Origin of the sequence: Oceanobacillus luteolus, from assembly GCF_023715655.1 — a bacterium.
Lineage (GTDB): Bacteria > Bacillota > Bacilli > Bacillales > Amphibacillaceae > Oceanobacillus > Oceanobacillus luteolus.
Window position 1 is genome coordinate 74763 of record NZ_JAMBON010000011.1, and the last position, 24221, is coordinate 98983.

General features: G+C 38.7%; 19 protein-coding genes. 5 read left to right on the forward strand and 14 right to left on the reverse strand.

Annotated features, from left to right (window positions below; genetic code table 11):
• Window positions 1-68: 68 nt before the first annotated feature.
• Window positions 69-920 (reverse strand): aminoglycoside 6-adenylyltransferase, encoded by an 852-nt coding sequence (ant(6), locus tag M3210_RS09135; protein WP_251513556.1) that lies wholly within the window; start codon window positions 918-920, stop codon window positions 69-71.
• Between the two features lie 166 nt (window positions 921-1086).
• Between ant(6) and M3210_RS09140 the strand changes: the two genes are divergently transcribed.
• The 3 genes from M3210_RS09140 (at window position 1087) to M3210_RS09150 (ending at window position 4765) form a co-directional block, all read left to right on the forward strand.
• Window positions 1087-1434 (forward strand): PadR family transcriptional regulator, encoded by a 348-nt coding sequence (locus tag M3210_RS09140; RefSeq protein ID WP_251513559.1) that lies wholly within the window; start codon window positions 1087-1089, stop codon window positions 1432-1434.
• A gap of 1 nt (window position 1435) precedes the next feature.
• Window positions 1436-2440 carry an HAAS signaling domain-containing protein gene (locus M3210_RS09145; protein WP_251513563.1) on the forward strand — a complete coding sequence of 335 codons (1005 nt, stop codon included), beginning with the start codon at window positions 1436-1438 and terminating at the stop codon, window positions 2438-2440.
• 144 nt (window positions 2441-2584) lie between these two features.
• Entirely contained in the window at window positions 2585-4765 is a 2181-nt protein-coding gene (locus M3210_RS09150) for a DNA topoisomerase III (protein ID WP_251513566.1), read from the forward strand.
• Between the two features lie 44 nt (window positions 4766-4809).
• Here M3210_RS09150 and M3210_RS09155 read toward each other — a convergent pair whose 3' ends face one another.
• The 8 genes from M3210_RS09155 to M3210_RS09190 form a co-directional block, all read right to left on the reverse strand.
• Window positions 4810-5829, reverse strand: coding sequence for a DUF1646 family protein (locus M3210_RS09155; protein ID WP_251513569.1), 1020 nt, complete (start codon window positions 5827-5829; stop codon window positions 4810-4812).
• Window positions 5830-6471: 642 nt separating this feature from the next.
• The gene (locus M3210_RS09160; RefSeq protein ID WP_251513572.1) at window positions 6472-7860 is read right to left on the reverse strand and encodes an NCS1 family transporter; all 1389 of its coding nucleotides are present in this window, start codon (window positions 7858-7860) and stop codon (window positions 6472-6474) included.
• Between the two features lie 235 nt (window positions 7861-8095).
• Window positions 8096-9454, reverse strand: coding sequence for an allantoinase AllB (gene allB, locus M3210_RS09165; protein ID WP_251513575.1), 1359 nt, complete (start codon window positions 9452-9454; stop codon window positions 8096-8098).
• A 365-nt stretch (window positions 9455-9819) separates the two neighbouring features.
• The gene (gene allD / locus M3210_RS09170) at window positions 9820-10869 is read right to left on the reverse strand and encodes an ureidoglycolate dehydrogenase (protein ID WP_251513578.1); all 1050 of its coding nucleotides are present in this window, start codon (window positions 10867-10869) and stop codon (window positions 9820-9822) included.
• An 81-nt stretch (window positions 10870-10950) separates the two neighbouring features.
• The gene (allD, locus tag M3210_RS09175; protein ID WP_251513581.1) at window positions 10951-12000 is read right to left on the reverse strand and encodes an ureidoglycolate dehydrogenase; all 1050 of its coding nucleotides are present in this window, start codon (window positions 11998-12000) and stop codon (window positions 10951-10953) included.
• A 30-nt stretch (window positions 12001-12030) separates the two neighbouring features.
• Entirely contained in the window at window positions 12031-12807 is a 777-nt protein-coding gene (gene allE / locus M3210_RS09180) for a (S)-ureidoglycine aminohydrolase (protein ID WP_251513585.1), read from the reverse strand.
• Window positions 12808-12838: 31 nt separating this feature from the next.
• Window positions 12839-14074: an allantoate deiminase gene (gene allC, locus M3210_RS09185; RefSeq protein ID WP_251513588.1), complete on the reverse strand. Its 1236-nt coding sequence runs from the start codon at window positions 14072-14074 to the stop codon at window positions 12839-12841.
• A gap of 231 nt (window positions 14075-14305) precedes the next feature.
• A complete protein-coding gene (locus tag M3210_RS09190; RefSeq protein ID WP_251513591.1) occupies window positions 14306-15973 on the reverse strand; it encodes a PucR family transcriptional regulator in 1668 nt (555 codons plus the stop codon).
• Between the two features lie 326 nt (window positions 15974-16299).
• Here M3210_RS09190 and M3210_RS09195 point away from each other — a divergent pair, with 326 nt between their 5' ends.
• Window positions 16300-17628 (forward strand): allantoinase, encoded by a 1329-nt coding sequence (locus tag M3210_RS09195; protein WP_251513595.1) that lies wholly within the window; start codon window positions 16300-16302, stop codon window positions 17626-17628.
• Window positions 17629-17669: 41 nt separating this feature from the next.
• Here M3210_RS09195 and M3210_RS09200 read toward each other — a convergent pair whose 3' ends face one another.
• Window positions 17670-18050, reverse strand: a complete 381-nt coding sequence (locus M3210_RS09200; protein ID WP_251513598.1) for a RidA family protein — start codon at window positions 18048-18050, stop codon at window positions 17670-17672.
• Between the two features lie 51 nt (window positions 18051-18101).
• Here M3210_RS09200 and M3210_RS09205 point away from each other — a divergent pair, with 51 nt between their 5' ends.
• Window positions 18102-18962, forward strand: coding sequence for an alpha/beta hydrolase (locus M3210_RS09205; RefSeq protein WP_251513601.1), 861 nt, complete (start codon window positions 18102-18104; stop codon window positions 18960-18962).
• Between the two features lie 173 nt (window positions 18963-19135).
• On the opposite strand, the gene arcC is transcribed toward M3210_RS09205, so the two are convergent.
• From arcC to fdrA, 4 genes are all read right to left on the reverse strand, one after another.
• On the reverse strand, window positions 19136-20074 hold the full coding sequence (gene arcC, locus M3210_RS09210) for a carbamate kinase (protein WP_251513604.1): 939 nt from the start codon (window positions 20072-20074) through the stop codon (window positions 19136-19138).
• Window positions 20067-20972 (reverse strand): oxamate carbamoyltransferase subunit AllH family protein, encoded by a 906-nt coding sequence (locus tag M3210_RS09215; protein WP_251513606.1) that lies wholly within the window; start codon window positions 20970-20972, stop codon window positions 20067-20069. Before M3210_RS09215 ends, arcC begins: the two co-directional genes overlap by 8 nt.
• The gene (locus tag M3210_RS09220; protein WP_251513609.1) at window positions 20973-22235 is read right to left on the reverse strand and encodes a YlbE family protein; all 1263 of its coding nucleotides are present in this window, start codon (window positions 22233-22235) and stop codon (window positions 20973-20975) included.
• Window positions 22236-22325: 90 nt separating this feature from the next.
• On the reverse strand, window positions 22326-24068 hold the full coding sequence (gene fdrA / locus M3210_RS09225) for an acyl-CoA synthetase FdrA (protein ID WP_251513612.1): 1743 nt from the start codon (window positions 24066-24068) through the stop codon (window positions 22326-22328).
• Window positions 24069-24221: the final 153 nt, after the last annotated feature.

The window sequence follows — 24221 nt, forward strand, 5'->3', positions numbered from 1 at the left end:
AACTCTCCATTATTATTGTCGCTTTAGAATCAGAAAGGTTTCACATGAGGAGGAACATTTTCAGATGATTAGACATTATCCCGAATAGATCCAATGTATGTTGTGATTGCAGAATCATAGTCTGGATAGGTAAACTCAAATTCTCTTGCAACTGACTTTGAGTAAGTCCTAAACAAGTCAAAGCATGTATATAACGCTTTCAAAACAGCTTCTTCATCGTTCTGTATATAAGTTTGAAGTAATAAATTCCAATCATCCATCGGCAGATGTTTATCTATAAACTTGTAGTTCTTACCTAAACTGAATGTGAACCCTTTTTCAATTCCAATCTTCCAACTCATCATCCGCAATAGATTCGAACGGACATGTCCATGCAAATGATCTATAGCAAATAAGATCTCTCCTCTTGCCAACCCTTTTGCCACATACGTTGCCACCCACCAAAACTCGTTACAGCAATCATCGAACATCCGAGGAGTAGGCATTTGAATCCAATACCCCCGGTCACTTGGTACAACTTCCTTCCTCACGCGATAATCCTTATCCAGTAAAACCTCAACTAATCCATCGCTATTCTCAAAATAAGTCTCTACCTCCTCTGTTGGGATTAATGTCAAATCAATTCGATTTCCATCTTCAAACAACATCAGATAAGAAAACCAATTACCTAACTCAGGCGAGAAAAGCTCCATATCTTCCGGCTTCTGCATGAAGATCCTCTTCCCAAAAACATCCAACCACATATCACTTTTCATAAAACTGTCCATATCCGTCACAAAATAAGAAACATCATAATCCTGATAATAATCACGGGCTATATTAACATTCGTACGTGACCCTTCTAGAGTTACAAGACGGATTCTATCATCAGTAGATGCAACTTCTAATAGAGTCTGCATCATTTGCTTTTCATCTCTCAAATTTCTCGCTCCTTCCGCTTACTTATTTGTTGTATATACGTAATCACAACAAATAAGTTCCAAACTCTCTATATATCATCGTACGCCCATATTTCAAAAACAATAATATTAAGCCATTGACAATAGTGTGCGATACACAGTATATTAAAAACAGGAGTTGATCAATATGAGTGAAGTGAATGAGCATTTAGAGAAGTTAATGCAGGAGTTGAGAAGAGGAACACTCACTATTGCTGTTCTTAGCCAATTAAACGAACCACAATACGGTTACTCTCTCGTTACGATGCTTGATGATATTGGCGTTCCAGTTGAGCCAGGAACGTTATACCCCCTATTAAGACGACTGGAGAAACAGGGACTTTTAGACAGCAAATGGGATACCAATGAATCACGTCCACGTAAATACTATTTATTGAGTGAAACTGGAAATGAAGTGTATCAATTGCTAGTAAAAGAATGGAATGAGATCGCTGAAAGTCTTGAAAAAGTAATAAATAATAAAGGAGCGAACTGATATGGAATTAATCGATCGGTATATTTATGCCGTTACACAAAAAATTCCAACGTCACAAAGGAAAGATATCGAGAAGGAATTACGGGGTCTGATTGAGGATATGCTTGAGGAACGAACTCAAGGAAAACAAGCAACAGAAAAAGAAATTGAAGAAGTTTTGTTAGAACTAGGCAATCCTAGAGAGTTAGCTTTACAATATCGCGGAACAAAACGCTTCTTAATTGGTCCCGAGCTGTTCGATTCCTATTTGTTAGTGTTAAGAATCGTTTTAATTAGTGTCGGTGCAATTATCGCATCTGTGTTTGTCATTAAGACTATGTTGAATCCCATATCTATTTTAGATTATTTTATAGAGTGTATTGTCTCTGCCGTTACAGGTCTACCTTCTGCTTTTGGCTGGACGACTCTTGGCTTTGCCATCGCTGAGCGTGCAAGTGAATTAAAAGCGAAAGATCTTCAAATCGAAAAAAAATGGACACCAAAAGATTTACCTACCATCCCCCAAACCGGTACTATCAAGCGGAGTGAACCTATTGTTGGAATTATCTTCTATACCGTCTTACTACTCTTCTTTTTGTCCTCGATGAACTATTTTGGTATATGGACATTTAGAGATGGATTTAGTGGGGCGATACCTTTTATCAATGTAAATGCGGATAATCTTTTCATCTTATTTATCATCATCACACTTGGATTCGGTATTTTGAAGGAAAGCCTGAAGCTCATATACGGAAGATGGAATTTAAAAATTGTTCTATTCACCTTAATATTAAATACCCTTTCCCTGCTTCTAGTAATATATGTTATCAATCAGCCAGACTTCTGGAATCCAAACTTCATGGAACAACTCGTCGAGCATAACCTGGTGCAAGCAGACAGTGAAGCATTCACCATAATCCAAAACATTTGGGAACAATTGACGAAATGGGTCCCAATCCTATTTGCAGTCGGTTTAGTCTGGGATGTCATAGACGGACTATATAGAGTAAGAAAAGCAAACAAATGATCACCAGACTCCCATATCCAGCACCTGCCAACTATGTTAAAGTAGAAAGGGACAGTTATCACAACAGATTTTAAGAGAAATTAATCCCAAGTAACACCTAATATCTAATTTATTCACTTTAAGAACAGAAAGGATTTTATATAAATGAGTAAAACAGTAGTACTGACTGAAAAGCCATCGGTCGGACGCGATATCGCCAGAGTCCTGAATTGTAATAAGAAAGGAAATGGCTATCTCGAGGGATCCAAATACATTGTGACTTGGGCTCTTGGCCACTTGGTTACACTTGCCGATCCCGAAGTTTACGATGATAAATATAAAACATGGAGACTCGAAGACCTGCCGATGCTTCCACCAAAATTAAAAGCAGTCGTCATCAAGAAAACCGGAAAGCAATTTCAAGCAGTAAAATCACAGCTCAACCGCAAAGATGTAAAAGACATTGTGATTGCGACAGATGCTGGACGTGAAGGTGAGCTTGTTGCCCGCTGGATTATTGAGAAAGCACGCGTTAATAAACCGATAAAGAGGCTCTGGATTTCATCTGTCACCGATAAGGCTATCCGTGATGGTTTTAACCGACTACAACCTGGTGAGAAATACAATAATCTATACGCCTCTGCCGTTGCTCGCTCCGAAGCAGATTGGTACGTTGGCCTGAACGCGACACGTGCCTTAACTACGAAGTTCAATGCGCAGCTTTCTAGTGGACGTGTGCAAACACCAACTTTAGGCATCGTTGCAGCAAGGGAAAAAGAGATTAGAGAATTCAAGCCTCAAACATACTACGGAATACGTGCAAAGGTTGCCGGAAATGTGACTTACACATGGCAAGATGAAAGAAATAATACTCGAATCTTTTCCAACGAAAAAGCAGATAAATTACTGCAAAATTTAAAAGGTAAATCTTTAACGATTGAAAAAGTAAATAAAACAGCAAAGAAAAAATTCGCCCCACAACTCTATGATTTAACTGAATTGCAACGAGACGCCAACCGTCTATTCGGCTTTTCAGGCAAACAAACATTATCGATTATGCAAGGTCTTTATGAACGTCATAAAGTGTTGACCTACCCCAGAACAGACTCCCGGGTGATCTCAACGGATATTATTCCAACCTTAAAGGAGCGTCTGGAAGCCTGCGGTATCGATCAATACGCAAGTACAGCACAATCAATCCTAAGAAAAGGGATTAAAAAGTTGCCCAAATCCGTAGTGGATGATTCTAAAGTAAGTGACCACCATGCCATTATCCCGACGGAAGAGCCGATCTATTTAGCGAATTTAGATCCAAAGGAACGACGAATCTATGACCTGGTTGTAAAACGTTTCTTAGCTGTACTCATGGACCCGCATGAATACGAACAAACAACAATTTACGCAAAAATTGGTGGTGAGACTTTTACTGCCAAAGGTAAAATTATTAAGAGTCAGGGCTGGAAAGCACTTTACGACCGAAGTTTTGACGAAGGAGATTCAGATGATCAATCTCTGCCTACTGTGAAACTAGGGGATGAATTCTCCAACGTTACGCTAAACTTAACGAATGGGGAAACAAAACCTCCTGAGCGCTTAACGGAAGGTGCTCTATTACAGGCAATGGAAAATCCTGTCCGCTATATGAACCCTGATGAGAAACACCTTGCTGGTACGTTACAAAAATCAGGTGGTATTGGAACAGTAGCAACCCGCGCAGATATTATTGATAAACTCTTCAACAGTCAATACATGGAGCTGAAAGGTAAATATATCTACCTTACTCAAAAAGGGAAGCAGCTTCTAGATTTAGCACCAGAGGATTTACGCTCTCCTGCTTTAACGGCAGAATGGGAACAAAAGCTTACCCTTATTGAAAAAGGGAAACTCAATAAAAATAAATTCATTTCAGAGATTAAAGATTACACAAAAGAAATTGTTCAAGAAATCAAGGCTAAAGACACGAAGTTTAAGCATGATAATATTACAGGAACAAAGTGTCCGGATTGCGGAAAGTTGATGCTTGAAGTAAACAATAAACACGGACGCATGCTTGTCTGTCAGGATCGTTCCTGTGGACATAAGAAGAATATCCTCAAACGCACAAATGCCCGCTGTCCAAATTGTCATAAACGGTTAGAGTTACGTGGTGAAGGAGAAGGCCAGATTTTCGTTTGTTCTTGTGGTCATCGTGAAAAATTATCCACGTTCAATAAACGAAAACAAAAAGAGAAGAAACATAACGTTTCCAAACGAGACGTCCATAAATACCTTAAAAATCAAGATGATGGATTTAAAAATAACGCTTTAGCTGAACAACTGGCTAAGTTGAAAGAAATGAAAAAATAAGTTAAACAAAAAGCTGTTCTCTAGATAGAGAACAGCTTTTTAATTTACATTGTGAATAACATAATAATGAAGTAACCAACCATCGCTACTAGTCCAACAGGAAATGCGAACTTAGCATACTCTAGACTGGTGATTTTCAACTTACCTGCCGCAATGATATTTGGGATATTACCCGGGATAAGCATACCACCACTAATCATAAGTCCCATCAGGATAGCACGAATAGTAGGTTCATCCATTGCTGGACTGATCTCTGCAGCTGCTAATGTAGCATTATCCAATATTGCAGATAGAATATTAATCCAATAAAGGATTAACGGGCTTAAACCAAGTAAATATTTTTCAATAAACGGTTCAAATCCAGCACCTAAGAATGTTAAAGCCATAACGAATAAGTAGATCTTACCACTACGAATGATAATTTCTGAGTAAGATTCAACCGGTGTATCATTTGACGATTTTGCTCCACTATGTTCACCAGGAACTTTAATAGCAAGTGCAGAAGCTATACCAAAAAGTATTACGAATGGTATAACCGATGAACCAACCAGTTGTAACAGGTAAAAGAAGTCTTCATTCAGTTTACCTACAGTAATAGTAGATAGCGGCTCACCGATTGGAGTTAAAGCAGCACCAAGTCCAATACCAAAACAAGCTAAGATAACCAAGCGAATTTCAGATTGACGATCCAAGCGCAATATAGGGACAATGGAAGCCAAAATGATAGCGGCTACGATCGCTGTAATTATGCTCGAGATTAATGATAAGATAATGACGAATAGCGCAATAAATACACGAAACGGTACTATATTTCCAATTGATAAAGTCCCTTTCTCAATCGGATCCTTGAACCAACGGAATAAAAGACCAGCAACTAAAACAGCAATCGTAATGTTTATCGGGTGAATCAATGCTTCTTTAACAAGCGGACCACTCCAGACTTGGCTTATGGTAACAGCCGCAACCCCCATAATAAACAAAAAGATTTCCAGATTCTTTTCTACAAGTTTTGTAAAAGGTAAAAATAGAACTAATAGTAAAATAATAATTAATCCTGTAATCATTTGTACACTCCTTTTCCAGTTCTAATATTTTTAAATAATTTTAACACATTAGAGAATCATAAAGGACAACTTGAACCTTTATTATTTATCCCGTTTACAATCATAATAACGCATAAATCTCCCTCTACTCCATTTTAGCTATATGTATCGCACAATCACCGTATTTAACAACTACATAAACATCCCGATATCCTATAGCATCTGTGATTCAACCCCCCCTTATTCACATACAGATAAGAATAAATACAAAAAAAAGAGTCTGAAAAAGGGTATAGTAATCCCTTGGTGGCAGACTCCTCCTTGGTAGTGCTATTCATTTATACATAGTTTAACCTAATTCACTTAAAAAATAAAGTATAATCTTTAAATTATCCCAAAAATCGAGATTATCTGCTAACAAATGACAAGTATTTCCTATTCTATTAGGAATTGCTGTTAGCAAGCCAACTCAATTCAAGATTTTACCAGTATATTGCATGAATCCAGATAAATTACATAAATATGCGGCATTTGAAATTTTTCCTTCGCTGTATCATTAGCCTCCATAATAAGTCTCCTCTTGTATCAATAAGCTGATATTCATAGCAATAATTGATATAAAACACGAACACATTCTTGAAAAGAATGTGTCCGTTCCATTATTTATCTATCCTCTAAGATCGTATCTTTTTTAAATCTAGAGCCTTTAAAGAAGTATTTAGAGATTAGCGGATATAAGATACCAGCGGAAACAAATCCGATGATCCAAGCTAAATCTACAAAGAGGAAGGCGAGTCCTGCAGAAATAAGCATGGCAAGGATAGCTGCCATATTTGTTCCTGAGAAATTACCATCTTTCTTATACAATTCTTCTACATCAATTTTTTGCTTTCTTAAGATGTAGTACTCCACAATCAAGATAGCTACCATTGGCCCTAAGAAAGCTGAGTAGATTAATACAAATAAATCTAACCCTTTAGCGTTATCATCTTGAACGAGCAACCATGGGAATGAAACCATAGCAAGTAGACCAGTGATTGTCACTGCAATCTTGTAGTTTAATTTTGTAAATAACTGAATCACGTATGTTGGGGTAACAATATTTGCCACCATATTTACAGCAATAGCACCAAATACAATAAATGCTGAGATGAACAATTGCATATAAACATTATCAAATAATGCAGGAAGTCCTAATGCCGGGTTTGTATATCCTGTTGCACTCGCAAGCATCGCTCCCACGGCAATAACAGAACCATATGAAATAACAATTGGGACAAAGTATAACATCGCTCGCTTCGTATCGCTATAGCCTGTTTTCAGTTCACGGGAATAGTCAGATGCACTTAAGAAAATCGCTGCATAGTTACCAAGGAATACCATTACCATACCGAAGAAAGGAACTCCCCATGATCCACTTGTATTCACCCATGTGTCTACGACCGCTTCACGGTGATCTTTCATTAAAATTACGAATACGGTTATTACAATACCCATAAGTACAACTGAAGCAACTGTTTCTACCCACTTAATACTCTCAAATCCTTTCATTGATAGAAGAATTTGAATGACTAATAAGATAATAAATGCTACTACTACATTATCTATTGCACCATTGGATAAGATTCTAAATACTTCATTTAACGCAGTACCACCTATCCAACTTTGGATCCCATACCAAATAACTGCTGGTACCGCACGCAGAAGAGAAGAAATTAACGAACCTTTTTCTCCAAAGGACATTTTTAAATGCGTCACATACGGAATACCCGTACGATACCCAACACGATCATTTAATGCAAACAATGTTGAAATGATACCAATTGCAAGTAAAGCTGCTGCCAATGTTTGCCAAATGTTAAGCAACGCTGCACCGGCAACAATAACACTCGCTCCAAGTGTCATGTTCCCCATATTCACTCCATCTCCAACCCATAGAGACATGTAACCAAAAGCCCCAAGCTTTCTATCCTTCTCTCCTAATGGTCGAAGCGAGTCTGTTTGTGCCGCTGCGTCTACTTGTGATGTCTGATTATTTATGTTATCGCCCATTTTTTTCAACTCCTGATTATTCCATAGTCTTCTCTCCATCGTAAAGGTTTAATTAATGCAATGTCTTAATTGGTTTATAATACCTATCAAAAAATTAAGTTCAACATGATGATATTGTTCCTCATTAATATAAGTCATATACCTTTTTTCAGTTGAGAGAATAACTACTTTGATTTTTTGAGGGAAGAGGGATACCTCTTCCCAACTTTACTGTCATATCTTTGCATAAGGCTTATTATTTGTTGGTCATTAATCTACCTATTGGTTCACCAACGATACCATTTTCCAAGTCGAACACGACATTACCACGTACAATGGTTTTCGTTACACGGCAATTGATTGTTCGACCTTCGTAAGCACTATGTTTATTTTTATAATAAAGCTCTTCTCGTTTTACTGTATAGGATTGGTTCGGATCTACGAAGATGATGTCTGCATCTTTAGTTACAGCAATTTCACCTTTGTTCTTCAAATTAAAGCGCTTTGCAGGTGTAGTTGCAATCAATTCCACAAAACGTTCAATCGGTAAACCACGTTGTTTTACAGCAAGATCAAACATTAAATCCACGTTATTTTGGGCACCACTGATGCCTCCCCACGCTTCAAAGAGGTTATCCGCATCTGTTTTAAGATCTTCTGTACACGGTGAGTGGTCAGAGGTTAACCAGTCAATATTGCCATTCAGCAATTCATCCCATAGTTTGTCATGTTCCTCTTTTTTCCTGATTGGCGGCTGACATTTTGCATATGCACCAATTTCCTCCACGTCCTCCGCAGACATTGCAAAGTAATGAGGACAAGACTCAACCGTTACATCTACGCCCTCTTTTCGGGCTTTTAGAATAGCACGCACCGCTTCCTGAGTACTGATATGAACGATATGAAGTTTGCAACCAGTTTCCTTAGCTAAGAGTAATGCTTTTTGAACCGCCTCGACTTCAGTGAAAACTGGTCTAGCGTCTGCATAATCCAAAGCAGAAACTTTCCCTTCACGGATAAATTCCTTTTCAAGCTCTGTCGTGATGACAGGGTTTTCTGCATGCAGACAAAGAATTTGATCCAACTCAGCCAGCTTCTTCATCCCTTTATATAGAGTGAAATCATCTACATTCTCGAAGTCATCCGGAATGTCGCTGCTTACATTGGAAAGAAATGCTTTAAATGCAGGGACACCAGCATGGTGCAAGTCTTCTAGATCATCAAGGTTGCCTGGAACTAGTCCACCATAAAAAGCATAGTCAACATAGTTCTGAGTTTTGGCAGCTTCCAACTTTAAGTCTAATGCTTTTTTATTAGTTGTAGCAGGAAGGGCGTTTAATGGCATTTCAACATAACTTGTTGTTCCACCTGCAGCCAATGCTTTTGATCCAGTTTCGAAACCTTCCCATTCTGTTCTTCCTGGTTCACTAATATGCACATGCGTGTCCACCATACCAGGTAGTACATATTGTCCTGCAGCATCGATAACTTCTTTAGATTCTTCAGTTATTTTCTCTGCAATGATAGAAATCTTTCCATCTTTTATACCAATTTCTACACGCTTGTGTCCGTTACTTAACACGACTTCACCATTTTTTATGATCAAATCCAACATTGATTGTGATTCCTCCTTAATCAATAGGTTATATTGGAGTATACTCAAATTGAAATAAGACTTTTTTATCTTGTTCATATGAATAAACTTCGAAGTATACGGTTTCAAGAGTCAAAGTTCATTATAATTGCTTAACATGCTAATGTCTTTATCCATATTGGATAGTTTCAAAAAAGTAAATCCCAATCATTTTCTAATTTACGGATATAGTCCTTTATGATTAACGTTTATCCAAAACTATCTTGGAAATTATCCCCTTCACTTTCCCCTCTAAACCAGATCATTATTTAGTATGGGCAATCATAAACAGAAAAAAACATCCCAATCTATAGAAAAAGACTATAAGTTAGGATGTTTAGATAAACCTATTTGGCAAAAGGATCTTTATTGTCATACTGATTATTATGAACTACATCTGACACAAGATATTCATAGATTTCATCTACAATCTCAATACCATCTTCATACGCTTTTTTCGCTCTTTCTTCACTGCGCTGACCTGGATAGGATACACGGTCGTAACCTTCTTTAGGTTTCACTTGATTCAGTTCTTCCATTGAAGTAGTGATTTTCTCCTTGAACAAATCTGCAGAAGTGAAAAATGCTGGATTGATGACAATATGCAATTGACCAAGTTTACGGTATTCCGTTAAATCTTCATACATGGAAGTGACATGCTTTCCATGTGGTAAACCTAATAATACACCAGAAAGGATATCAACCATCATCATTAAGCCATATCCTTTTGGACCAGCGATTGGTAATAATGCTTTTACTTTAAATGGATCTGTCGTTGATTCTCCATTTTCATCCACTGCCCAAGAATCAGGAATAGGTTCATTTTTTGAACGATGATGAAGAATTTTTCCCCAAGCTTGTACCGTAGTGGCCATATCAAAGATAATTTTCTCCCCATTACTGCTAGGTGCAGCAAATGCAATCGGGTTCGTTCCGTAATAAGGTTCAGCCCCACCGAAAGGAACGACCATCGGATCCGACTGGCATACCGAAATACCAATCAATCCTTCATCAGCAGCTTGCTCAACGAAGTAAGAGAGTGCCCCGCTATGGCTTATATTCCGCACACCTACTACTGCTATACCATTTTCTTTCGCAATAGCGATTGCTTCTTCCATTGCTTTTTTCGCCATGAAATGCCCGACTCCATTATCACCTTCGAAGATAGCAGCGGCTGGGCCATTTTTTTCAAATTGAATTTCAGGGTCGGTATTGATTCCGCCTTTAGCAATTCGTTCCGCATAATACTCGACACGCATTGCTCCATGTGAATGATAGCCTCTTGCATCAGCGTGGACAAGCACATCTGCTACAACTTGTGCATGTTCTTCTTTGAGTCCCGCTTTCATTAATTTGTTAACAATTAACGTTTCTAATTCTTTAGCTGTTACTTTCAAGTCGCAAACTCAACCCCTTCTTAATTATGTATAAAATGGGACGACTACTTTTCTTAAAGTATCGTCCCATTTGTACTAAATTTATTTCGCAAATGGATCTTTGTTATCGTAATTGTTATTGTGGATTACATCAGATTCAAGGTACTCGTAGATGTCATCGACAATTTCGATACCATCTTTTTCGTAAGCCTTGGAGCGCAGAATCTCTGGCTCACCCGGATACATTACGCGATCGAAACCTTTTGCGGGTTTAATTTCATGTAATTCTTCAATCGTTTGAGTTACTTTATCGAGGAATACTTGCTTATCTCCAAAGAATTCCGGGTTGATTACGATATGAAGCTGACCTAATTTCCGGTACGCTGTAAGATCTTCATACATGGATGAAACATGTTTACCGAATGGTAGGCCTAGCAGAATTCCTGATAGTACATCAACCATCATCATCAAACCGTAGCCTTTTGGACCAGCAATCGGCACTAGGGCTTTAACTTTGAATGGATCTGTTGTCGGCTCACCATTTTCATCAACCGCCCATGTATCTGGAATCGATTCATTTTTCGAACGAGCATGCAACACTTTACCCCAAGCTTGGACGGTAGTCGCCATATCGATAATGATATTGTCCCCGCTGCTGCTAGGAGCTGCAAATGCGATCGGGTTCGTTCCGTAATAAGGCTCCGCTCCACCGAAAGGAACAACCATAGGGTCAGACTGGCACATGGATAGAGCAACCATTTGCTCATTCGCCGCTTGCTGAACAAAGTAAGATAGAGCACCACTGTGACTCATATTCTTAACACCTACAACAGCTACACCGACTTCTTTAGCCATTTTAATTGCTTCTTCCATTGCTTTCTTAGCCATGTAGTGTCCAACACCACCGTCCGCTTCAAAGACACCTGAAGCAGGTCCGGTTTTTTCAAACTTGATGTTCGGGTTCGGATTGATTCCACCCTTAGCGATCCGTTCTGCATAATATTCTACACGCATAGCTCCATGAGAATGAATTCCTCGTAGGTCAGCATGCGTTAATACATCCGCCACTACTTCCGCATGTTCCTCATTGAGACCCGCACGGTTGATTTTATTTTTGATCAACTCTTTTAATTTAACTTTATCTACTCTCATTGCTACACCTCTGCTTTTTACTTTTATAAATTAAAGGTCGGCGTCACGATTACAGTCTTTTGAATAAACGTAAGATAATTTATCTCTACCTACTGCATAGCAAGCCTGCTGTACGTATGGCCCCATAAAGATGTAATCACCTTTCTTAACAGGAACCCATTCGTTATCAAGGTTGTATACTCCTTCACCTGAAAGTAGGTAAGCCCCATGTTCTTGGACATGTGTCTCAATAAATGGATGACCTGCGCCTGGATCAAAGGTTAAGATATGGAAGTTCATATCGAAAGCAAAGTCAGTTGGCAATAAATCTTTAATGCGCATTTCTTTTGTGCCTTCATATTCAATTTCTTCAATATCATTTGCATTTCCTGTAACTAACCAAGGTTTACTTTGACCTTCAAGTTCTTTGTATTTTTGTTTATATAAGAAGACTTTAGAATCCCCTTTATTTACGTTTTCAATGAACATTTTTGTACCAGGTGGGCAGTAGATATAGCCACCTTCAGTGAATGTATGTTCTTTATCTTCTGCTGTTACTTTTACTTCACCTTCAACTACATACAAGAAGCTTTCAACATCAGCATCGCCTGCGAAACCTCTTTCTTTATTATGGCCACCTTCATACAAGGTAACGATGTAATCAACAAAGCTTGCTCCTAGTCTTGGTGAGCTCAAGATAGATACGTAACAATTTTCAAAACCAGGGACACTGTTATTCACTAGTCCTTCTGGTGCAATCAATGCGTAAAGTCCTTGTTTAATGATTGATCTTGATTCTAGTAATTTGTCTGGAAATCCGTTTTTCATTAAAAATCGCTCCTTCATTAATTTGTAATATCTATTCTTTGTAAGCCAATTCGTATAGAGCAGCAGCAAGTGCTTTTGCACCTTCAAGTAGATCTGCCGGTTCGGTATATTCTTTAGGGTTATGAGAGATACCATCTATACTAGGCACAAATAACATAGCTGTTGGATAGTAAGGTGCAAGTACTTGTGAGTCATGACCCGCACCGCTGTGCATCATTTTATAATTTAAGCCATGTTCCTTACAGCTTTTTTCAATTAATGCAACAATGTTTTCGTCCATTGGAACAGGATCTTCGTCCATCCACATATCAATGGAGATTCCAATACCATCTTCTTCAGCGATACGGTTCATTGTTTTTTCTACATATTCGGTAAATGAAACTAGTGCTGCTTTATCCGTGTGACGTGTATCCAATGTCAATAATACTTTTCCAGGTACAACGTTAACGACGTTCGGAGTAACTTCAATCTTTCCGAATGTACAAACTAAAGGATCGCCAATTCGCTTAGATTCAGCAATCACCTCAGCAATAATCTTGCTAGCTGTAAATACTGCATCTTTACGCAGACCCATTGGTGTTGTACCAGCGTGGTTTGCTTGTCCAGTCAACTCAATGGTAAATCTTCTTTGTCCAACGATGCTGTGGACAACTCCGACTGATTTCTTCTCTTGTTCCAACACGTTTCCTTGCTCATTATGCATTTCTACAAATGCCTTGATATCTTTACGCGGGCCCTTTGATTCATCTCGGAAATCAAAGCCTGCTCCACGCATTGCTTCTTCAAAGGCAACTCCATCATCAAATGCTTTTATACCAAGAACTTCTTCCTTCTTGGCAGTTCCAACAATGTTTTTAGAGCCCCAGAATGCATATGGGAAGCGGCTGCCTTCTTCTTCTGCCATCGACACTACTTCTAAATTGCGAAGAGGTTGACCATACTTCTCTTTTAAATATTTAATTGCCAAGAAAGCTGTAACAATCCCTAACTGTCCATCATAATGACCAGCATTAGCTACTGTATCAACATGAGAACCTGATAGGATAGTTTCATCAGGATATTTGGACCCTTCTACCCTTCCAAATAGGTTTCCAATTTCATCAAATTCCGCAATAAACCCTGCACTTTCCATTTCTTCTTTTAAATATTGTTGGGCATCAACCCAAGCTTCAGAATATAAAAAACGGGTAATCCCATCTTGAGGGTCTCCCCCATATGAGCCGAGTTTATAAAGCATATCTACAATTACTTTTTCTGTAAGCTCCAAAGTAATCTTCCTTTCATTAAAGAGACTAAAAAGATTTCATCTTATTTAATTGTAATCCTTTCAAGTTCACCTTCCTATATACGTAATAGATAAATAAGATGCTCTTTTTTATCCATTAAAGCTAATCTGTTCTATATCATCTTGTCCTTCATTTATTATTTCCCATATATGAAAAAACCAACCACTATTTATGGTTGGTTTCAATCATTTAAAGTCCGTGAATGGTTAAAATTATTCCTGTCTTTCGATGACATCTATGATCCGCAGTCCAACTTGGACAGAAAGCATTTCTTCCGGATCATCATAATTCATGCCTGTAATTTCTTTTATACGTTCCAGTCGGTACGTCACCGTTTTATAATGCACAAAAAGTAGCTGAGCAGACTTTGCTATATTTTGTTGGCACTGTAAAAATATATTTAATGTCTCAAGTAACGCATCTTTATTAGACTTCTGGTATTCCAATAATCTCTGTAGGCTTGCTGGAATAAAGTCCTTCAGTTGATTAACATCGTCAAACTTATAAAGCAATCGGTAAATTCCTAAGTCATTGAAGGAGATAATAAAATCTTCTTGCTGTGAAGATTGGCCAATTGTCAACGTATCACGAGCTTCGTTATAACTCTTATAAAGATCCGTAATCGTTTCTGAGATGTTCCCGATACCAACCTGAACAGCATAATCTTTAATCGAAGCTTTGAACTTATCGCGGATATGTTTTACAGTTTGTTTAATTTTATTAATTTCCTTTTTATCGTTATCGCCTCTAGCACTCACTTTCCACAAGACAAGGATTTCGTCGACTCTGTCCCTTATAATCGCATTCGTCAAGTAGAAATCAATCGTATTCTCCAAAAATTCATAATGCTTTTGGAGGATTTGATGCTTATCGGCAAACTTCTCTTTTGTTAGTTTAGACTGAAGTGGCTTAAGGTTAAAAATTACAACCGCATATTTACCTTCAGTATCAAACTTTGTTATTGCAGCACGGTCATAAATACTGTTGACTGATTTTATTTTCCCTGAAACAAGATCATCAATCAGGTCATTTTTAAATTTCTTCTCCACTTCTGAAATCGCCAACTGTTTAACAAGTTCCAGAGACAAAGCAGTCGCAGCATTTTCTATCGCAATAAAATCATATTCATTTACTTCCTTATTGACGGCATGGACAACAAGGTTAATCTTTGTCTGGTTAACGGTAGTTATAGGGACAAGGATTTGTTCCAATTTCCTTTCATACAATTTTGGGAAAATTACCGTACGTCTATAAAAAGGAAACTTTGTATCGAACCCACTTTCCTTTTCGTCACTCTCGCTAAATTCATAGAACAGTTCTACATCTGAATTCGTACTGGCTATTTTCTGAAAGGATTCATTATAAATTGTAACCGGATTACCGATCAGTTCGTCCAACGTCTTAATAATGACGTCACTTCCTACGTTTTGAAGCGAAAGCTCGGTAAATCTACTATGGATTTCTTTAAAATATTTTAGTTTCTCTGCTTCTTTATTGAACAACTGCCCCATGACTGGATAAGTAATCTCAGTAAACGGAATATCCTTAGGAATTTTAATGATGGGAATAGATCGTTTATGACAAATATCCAAGACAGCTTTCGGAATCTCTTCAAACACTTTCGGGATTTTAACAATCAAAGCACTGATCTTTTTATCGGCAAGTTCACTCATCCAACAACGCATCTCTTTTTCCGTCATACTTTTTATCGGATAAAAACTAGTGACAATCACTTCCCCTCCCCTAATCCATGAGGAGATGTCAGGAGAATCAACTACTGTAATTCCTGTAACTTTATAACTTAACTCTAATTTATCTCCTATATAGTCTGCATCTTTGAATGCTTCCAAGTTTAAGAGATCTTTTATTTGAAAGTCCATGGATTTCACCTCTTCTCTACAAAGCAATCTACAAATCAATAAATCGAACCAATGTCAGAATCGTTTATTTTAACCTTAATAGGGAATGAATAACTTTACTGATTCATTACGTTACATTATAACATTCTAAATTCAGAAGATGCACCTCTAAGCGGCTAAAATCAACAGGAAATAACTGTAAATATATAAAAATTTGTCAAAACTTTATCCAAACGTACTAATGAATAAAGGACGAATAACTTCTACAATATAATTGGAGAGGATTATATATTACACTCAAGAACGAGTTATAGTAACTATACAGAAATCCCCTAGGAGGAGTAAATATGCAGAATTACGACCTTATTATTCGAAATGGCCAAATCGTAACGAAAGACTCCATTTTTCAAGGAGAAATCGCTGTTAAAGATGGCAAAATAGTAGAGGTGTCTACCAATACAATTTCAGGCAATACGAAAGAGGAAATTGATGCAAATGGATTGCACATCATGCCTGGTGTTATCGATACGCATGTCCATTTCAACGAACCCGGAAGAGATCATTGGGAGGGACTGGAAACAGGAAGCAGAAGTTTAGCTGCTGGAGGAGCAACTGCTTTCTTTGATATGCCTTTGAATAGTACGCCTCCTGTCATCAATAAAGAAACTCTCGAGGCAAAAAGTAAACTTGGGGAGGAAAAGGCAATTGTGAACCCTTATTATTGGGGTGGCCTCGTTCCCCAGAATATTAATGACCTGAAAGATTTACACGAAAATGGTGTAATTGGTTTTAAAGCTTTCATGTCCCCAAGTGGCATTGAGGATTTTGACAATGCCGATGATGAAACATTATATAAAGGAATGACAGAGATTGCTTCATTTGGATCTATTCTCGCTGTACACGCAGAAAGCACAGTAATCTGTGCTCAATTACAAGAAGAAAAAATTCAGGCCGGCAAAACGAGTGCCCGTGACTTCGTGGAATCCCGACCAATTATTTCAGAAATTGAAGCCGTCAGAAGAGTCATTTCATACGCGGAAGCTACGGGATGTAAACTACATGTCGTTCATGCCAGCAGCAAGAAAGTAACTGATTTAATCAACGATGCGAAAAAACGTGGTGTTGATGCCAGTGTGGAAACTTGTGCCCATTATTTATCCTTAACAGTAAAAGATCTAGAAGAAAAAGGCGGATTGGCAAAATGCGCTCCACCACTGCGCGACCAAGAAGAAGTCGATGGCTTATGGGATGCATTAGCTAATGACGAGATTGATATCATCGCTTCTGACCATTCACCTGCACCAAAAGAAATGAAAACAGTAACCGATAACTACTTTGAAGGCTGGGGAGGAATCTCAGGTGCACAGTCTACGCTTAACGTACTTCTGACTGAAGGTTATCATAAGCGTAACTTCCCACTTGAAAAGATTGTTCAAGTTACAGCGACGAACCCTGCAAAGCGATTTGGCCTAGAAGGCAAAGGTGCATTAGAAACAGGTTATGACGCAGATATTATTCTAGTTGATTTAAATGAGACGTTCGAATTGCAAGAAGAAAATCTATTCTATCGCCACCAACACTCCCCATATGTTGGTAAAACATTCAAGGGAAATGTGAAGACAACCATTGTAAATGGAAAAACTGTCTTTCATCACGGCGAGATCATAAATAGCTAAAAACAAAAAATCAGCCCTTTATCAAGGGCTGATTTTCCACTTTATCTTTTAGCTACAAGTTCAATCTCTACATCAGCACCAAGTGGCAATTCATAGACAGCCACACAAGTTCTAGCAGGATAAGGTGCTTGGAAGAATGTTTCGTAAACACGGTTCATCTCATCGAAGTGCTTCATGCTCGTTAGATATACATTCACCTTGACAACATTATCTTCTGTGAGTCCTACTTCTTCTAGAACAGAAGTCAAATGCTTGAAGCATTGTTCCGTTTGAGATGTAATACTTTCGTTTGCTGGAGAATCTTCTGGATTTAAACGATTTTTTGCTGTCTGGCCGGAGAAATAAATGTATTCTCCCGCATCCACCGCATGGGAATAAGGACCAGAAGCAGAAACATCTTTAGCAGTATAAACTTTACGCATATTTAAAAACTCCTTTATTTTATAGTGAGTACAATATTTTGGAGGTCAATCATGAACAACACATTTGTTTATAAAGAAATTAATAATACTGATATTCAAGCAGAGTTATTCCCCGTTGAACAAGAGAATGCGCCGATTATTGTTTATATACATGGCGGCGGTCTAATCTGGGGAACAAGAAACGATATTAACCAAGAGCAAGTAAAACTTTATAATGACCATGGATATCACGTGCTCTCCATCGCTTATCGCTTAGCACCAGAAACAAAGCTACCTGAAATTATTAGTGATATTCAAGATGCGCTCAGCTGGGTTAAAGAAGAACTGCCAAAACATCTGGATTATAATACAAATAAAGTTATTGTCGTCGGCAACTCAGCAGGTGGGTATTTGGCTCTCATGACAGGGACATTTGCTTTAAAACCTACTGCCATCATATCATTCTATGGCTACGGAAATATACTTGGCGACTGGTACAGCACACCTAGTACACATTTCAATAAGATGCCAAAAGTGAATGAAGCTTTAGCCAAACAATTGATCCGACCTAATCAAGTCGCTGAAGCTCCTATTACCGCTCGCTATGCCATTTACTTATATTGCCGTCAGCAAGGCGTCTGGCTGGACTATGTAACAGATCCTACAGAGACGACAAAAGAAGACCTTCTTGCCTTTTGCCCAGTTAATCAAGTTGACGCAGACTATCCACCAACACTGCTTCTCCACGGTGATGCGGACGAAGATGTGCCTTATGAAGAGTCTGTACAGATGCTAGAAGCACTTAAGCACAATAAAGTAAAAAGTAATCTAATTACGATTCCCAATGGAAAACACCAATTTGATGAAAATATGAATGATGATGTAGTTAAGTCATCTTTTGAAGAAATTTTTGATTTTCTTAAAGAGATATAATTAAAAGATGAGGCCATAGACCTCATCTTTTTTATATCATAATTACTTGCAAGGTCGCTTCCGCTTTTGTTACGGCTAGCTCCAGAGGGCAGGGACTACCTGAACTTCATGCGCTTCCGGTCGAACCGCATTCCAGTTCGGACGTCCCTAAACGGTCATTGTCACCTTTGATATTATCCAACAATGTGCGTGCCAGATTTACCTTCCATTGCTAAGTCAGCTTTGTCTAGAGAACAGATGATTGCTCTTCCGCCTGTTCTTGCAAAGTTCATTGCAGCTTCCATTTTCGGCCCCATGCTTCCTGCAGAGAATTGTCCTTCATCTACATAGCCTTGAGCTTCTTCAAGGGAAATTTCAGTAAGTGCTTTTTGATCTGGTTTACCGTAGTTTACATATACGTTCTCTACATCAGTCAAGATCATGAATGTGTCAGCTTTAATTTCTTCAGCCAATTTGAAACCGCTACGGTCTTTATCGATTACCGCTTCGATTCCTTTGTATGTTCCGTCAGCTTGCTTAACAACAGGAACACCACCGCCGCCGCCAGCTACAATAATTGTACCAGCTTCAGATAGTTGTTGGATGACTTTAGAGCCTAGAATAGACTTTGGTTCTGGTGAAGCAACAACACGTCTGTAACCTCTACCAGCATCTTCTTTCACGATCCAGCCTTTTTCTTCTGCTAACTTATTCGCTTCTTCTTCAGAATAGAAAACACCGATTGGTTTAGAAGGATCTTGGAAGTCCGGATCATCTGCAGAAACTTCTGTTTGTGTTAACGTAACAGCAACAGGAGCTTGGTTATTTAATTTGAGCAGTTCATTTCTGAGTGACTGTTCCATCATATAACCAATGAATCCTTGGGATTCAGCACTACATACGTCCAACGGCATTGCTGGTACAACATGTTTTGCTTCCTCGTTTTGTCTTAAGATATTACCAACTTGCGGACCATTACCGTGTGTAACAACAACTGTATGTCCGTTATTGATGATACGTGCAATAACTTCTGCACTCTTACGTACGTTTTCCAATTGAATTTCATATGTTGCTTCTTGACCTGGTTGTAGAATTGCATTTCCACCTAAAGCGATAACTACTCTTTCACCCATTACTTTTCCTCCTCATCGCCAAAAGACCTAGTAAGATTCCAAATGTAGTATCGAGACCTGAACTATGGCCCATTGACAATAGATTATTAATTTTCACTTGCACTTCTGCCTTGCTCTCCTCAGTCATAGCATGAATCAATTCAATCACTGGCGAACCAAATTGATTGTTTAAAGCATATTTCAAATATTCCATGCTGACGTCGGTTGTGATTTTTTCACTGCTTATTATCCTGGAAAGTGTTTCGGTGAACAATGGAGACCACTCTTTTGAAACAGCATAGATGGCCATCAAACCGATAATATGGTCATCTCCTGTTGGAGTGCCTCCCTTCCCTCTTCCCAGAAAATAGCGAAGGACACGTTCCACTTCTTGTTCATCTTCCGAATACAATATAGCCATTAAGTCATAGTATACATCAAAAGAACTTCCCGACCCACTCTCATGTTCGACATAATGCTCCATAAATTCATTAATATCCAGACCTAACCCTGTTGGTTCGTCATTACCCGCCAAAGCAAGCAATAATGTTTCTAAATGCCGTGATAGAGAATGTACACTACCAGGGATAAGTTCCAACTTGTTTTCATAAGGCTTTCCTTCAAGATACACAATATCACAACTTTCGTTTATGCTTAGTATCTCTGTATCATTATGCCAAATCACCGGGTCATTATTACTGATCTTCGTCAAGAGGTCATGCACATCAGGGATGGGCAGAATAAATGAAAAAGGAAGTCGGCCACTTTGTTTTCCACCAATAAAAACAAGCGAATCACCCATTTTTATATTGAAGCCGTTATTGAATTTACTATGGATATGACCTTCTTTGTATTTCGAAAAAAGAAGAGGAATATGTCGATTATATTCCTCTACTTTATATACGAACCGTTGTGTCATTTAGATCAAGCCTAATTTGATTGCGTACGCTTCGATTGCTTTTTCGAAACATGCTCTTGGTGCACGAACTGTACCTGCACCGATTTGTCCTACTCCAGCTTTCTTATGCGCGATACCTGTGTTGATTACTGGCTCGATGCCTGTCTCAACAACTTTACGTGCGTCAATTCCAAGTAGTGTACCTTTGAAATCCCAAGTAGGAATTGTAAAGTTACTGTTATGGTCGATACAAATTTCCGCCATTTCATTACTTGTTTTTAGTGCATCATCAAATCCACCAGCACCTACGAAACGAGTAACACCAGGAGCAGCGATCATTGCCATCGCACCTACCCCGAATACTTCCGTGATCGCACTGTCACCAAGGTCTGGGTTAGCATCTTCTTGAGAATATCCTGTGAAGTATAATCCTTGTGGTGTGTTAACAGGAGCAGTAAACCACTCATCACCCATACCACTAATACGTACTCCAACGTTCTCACCGTTACGGCAAATTGCTGTAACAACTGTACCAGCTTCAATAGTTCTTGCACCATCCATAACAGCTTTTGCAGAAGCCATCATGATGTTCAGGAAGAATTGATCTGTATCAGCTAAGAATTGAACAACTTCTTGACGCTCTTTTTCATCCATATCTAATTGAACGATATATGGAGTGATCTCTTTTAAGAAAATAAGGGATGCTGCAATATTACGTTGGTGGAATTCGTCACCCATTGTAATTGCTTTAGCAATCATTACGTTAACGTTTAGTCCATCTGCAGTAAGTTTTAAAGCTTTTGCGATTGTTGGTCCTAACACGTCACGCATCCATTGTAGACGGTTGATAACTTCATCAGAGTAAGCACCGAAACGTAGTACCGCACCGATACCTTCGTTCATTGTGCAGTAAGCTTCGTTACCTTCTGAACGGTTTTCAACAACTAATACCGGCATGTTCGCAGAAGTGATACCACCCATTGGGCCTACAGCACGAACATGGTGACATGGCATGAATTCAACTTCACCATTTGCAAGCATTTCTTCCGCGTCTTTCTCGTTATCAGCCCATCCTTCGAATAGAGCTGCACCGATACATGAACCTTGCATTGGACCCGTCATGTTTTCCCATTTGATTGGTGGGCCAGCATGTAGTAGAAGCTTACGGTCTTCGAATTCCTTGATTTTTGATTTAGCTGGAACAACATCAACTAGAAATGGAGCGCCACCAGCGATTTTGTCAATAACGGCTCTGTTTGCTTCATCGATTGAGTTAAATTTCATGATAATTCCTCCTTGGATTTTCGCTACTCATTTTCAAAACTTCCACGCTCAGAAACTTTACGTAACCGAGCGCTTCCGTTTTTGGTTTAATTATTTCAATAAGCTAAGGATTTTTCTCATTCTTGCGTTACCACCAGCAATTGGTCTCCAATCGTATTGAACCACCGGAACATTATTTGCAACAATTGCGTCAGTAAAGCTCTTCAATCCTACGTTGATAATACGTGGACGGTCATTAACAAGCTCAGAGATTTGTTCAGAAATAGTTAGGTCAATATTTGTCTTCTCAGCTTCAACATGTTCCTTCGTTACATCATTCATAGCTAGGCCGATGATGTCCAAAGCTGTACGGATTGCTTCATCGTTGTTGTCTTTCACGATGATGCCAGCTTCACGAAGTCGGTTGATATGACCTTGGTAGTCTTGTGGATCACTCTTCGTACCACATACAGAAGCTACGAAGTATAGGTCTCTTCCTTCTGATTTCGCATGTTCCATACCTTCTTGGATTGCTGGAAGTAATGCGCTCGCCATATCGTTATGAGAACCGTAACCAAGTACGAAATCAAGTAGAATAACTGCTGTTTGCTCATCTTTAGCAGCTTCTTTAATAAAGTTGGCACGAGTTTCCGGATCGATCATCGGGTGTGGTTTACCTTGAGTATATTTATCATCACCTAAGTCCACGATCATATGACCATCTTTACGGAACACATAACCTTCTTCGTTCGTGATTTCAGAACCAAGTCCAAGAGCATCGGAAAGCATAACCGCCGCTTCTGAAGCAAGTGTACCACCAGAATAAAGTCCTTTAATTGCATTTTGGTTATCTGTCAACGAAGCACCTTCGAATTTGTAGTCTCCTACATAGCCATCATTACGCACTTCATTTCCACGAACTAAGTCAACTGCAATATGGGCAGTTTCAGCTAACGTATAAGCATGGTAAACGTTACCTTCATGTTTTTCAGGTTTTTCACCAAGGAAGATTGCTACTACTGGTTTAGATAAGCTGTGAAGTAATTCAACAACTTCGTCTCTAACCTCTTTTGCCGGTGGCTTAGAAACGATAGCGATAACTTCTGTTTGAGCATGGTTTTCTAATGCTTTAATTCCGTTCATCATAGTGATGGCGCCAACTTCATCTTTCAAGTCACGACCACCCGTACCGATCGCATGGCTTACACCTTCACCAAGACGGTCAATAATCGCAGAGACTTCTTGGATACCTGTACCAGAAGCACCTACAATACCGATACGGCCTTTATTTACAACGTTAGCAAACGCCATTGGAACACCGTCTAGAATACCAGTACCACAGTCAGGCCCCATGAAAATCAATCCTTTTTCATGTGCTTTCTTTTTCAAACGTACTTCGTCTTCGATTGCAACGTTATCACTGAACATGAATACGTGAAGATCGTTATCTAAAGCATTTTCTCCTTCTTCTGCCGCATATTCACCAGGTACAGAGATTAATGCTACGTTTGCATTTGGTAGTGCATCTTTCGCTTTGCTCCATGTACGAACTGTTTCAAATGTCTCTTTAGCACCACTGATTGATTGGTCTTTCAAGTATTGTTCTACTTTCGCTTCTACTTCTGCAAGTTTTGATTCATCATCTGTATCTAAAACAATTGCCATATCACTTGATTCAGCAGCTTCTAATTCTTCAGTATGAAGACCAGCGCCTTTGAATAAGTCTTTATTGGAAGGCGTAGCCATCATTACTTGGATTTTATTAACTCCTTCAATCGTAGATACTTCGTTTGTTAGAAGCATCAAGTTGATGGAATCTTGGTATGAGTTTTTCTTAATGATTGTGTATAACATATCTTCACCTCATATAATTATTTTGTTTCACTAGCGTTGCATAAATAATACCAGAATTTTCAGTTTTAATCTTTTTTCTATTAGAGCCAAAAAAGTAAATACCCAACTAAAGGTGGCTCCATTCATTTTTTTTACAATATACAATTAGACTTG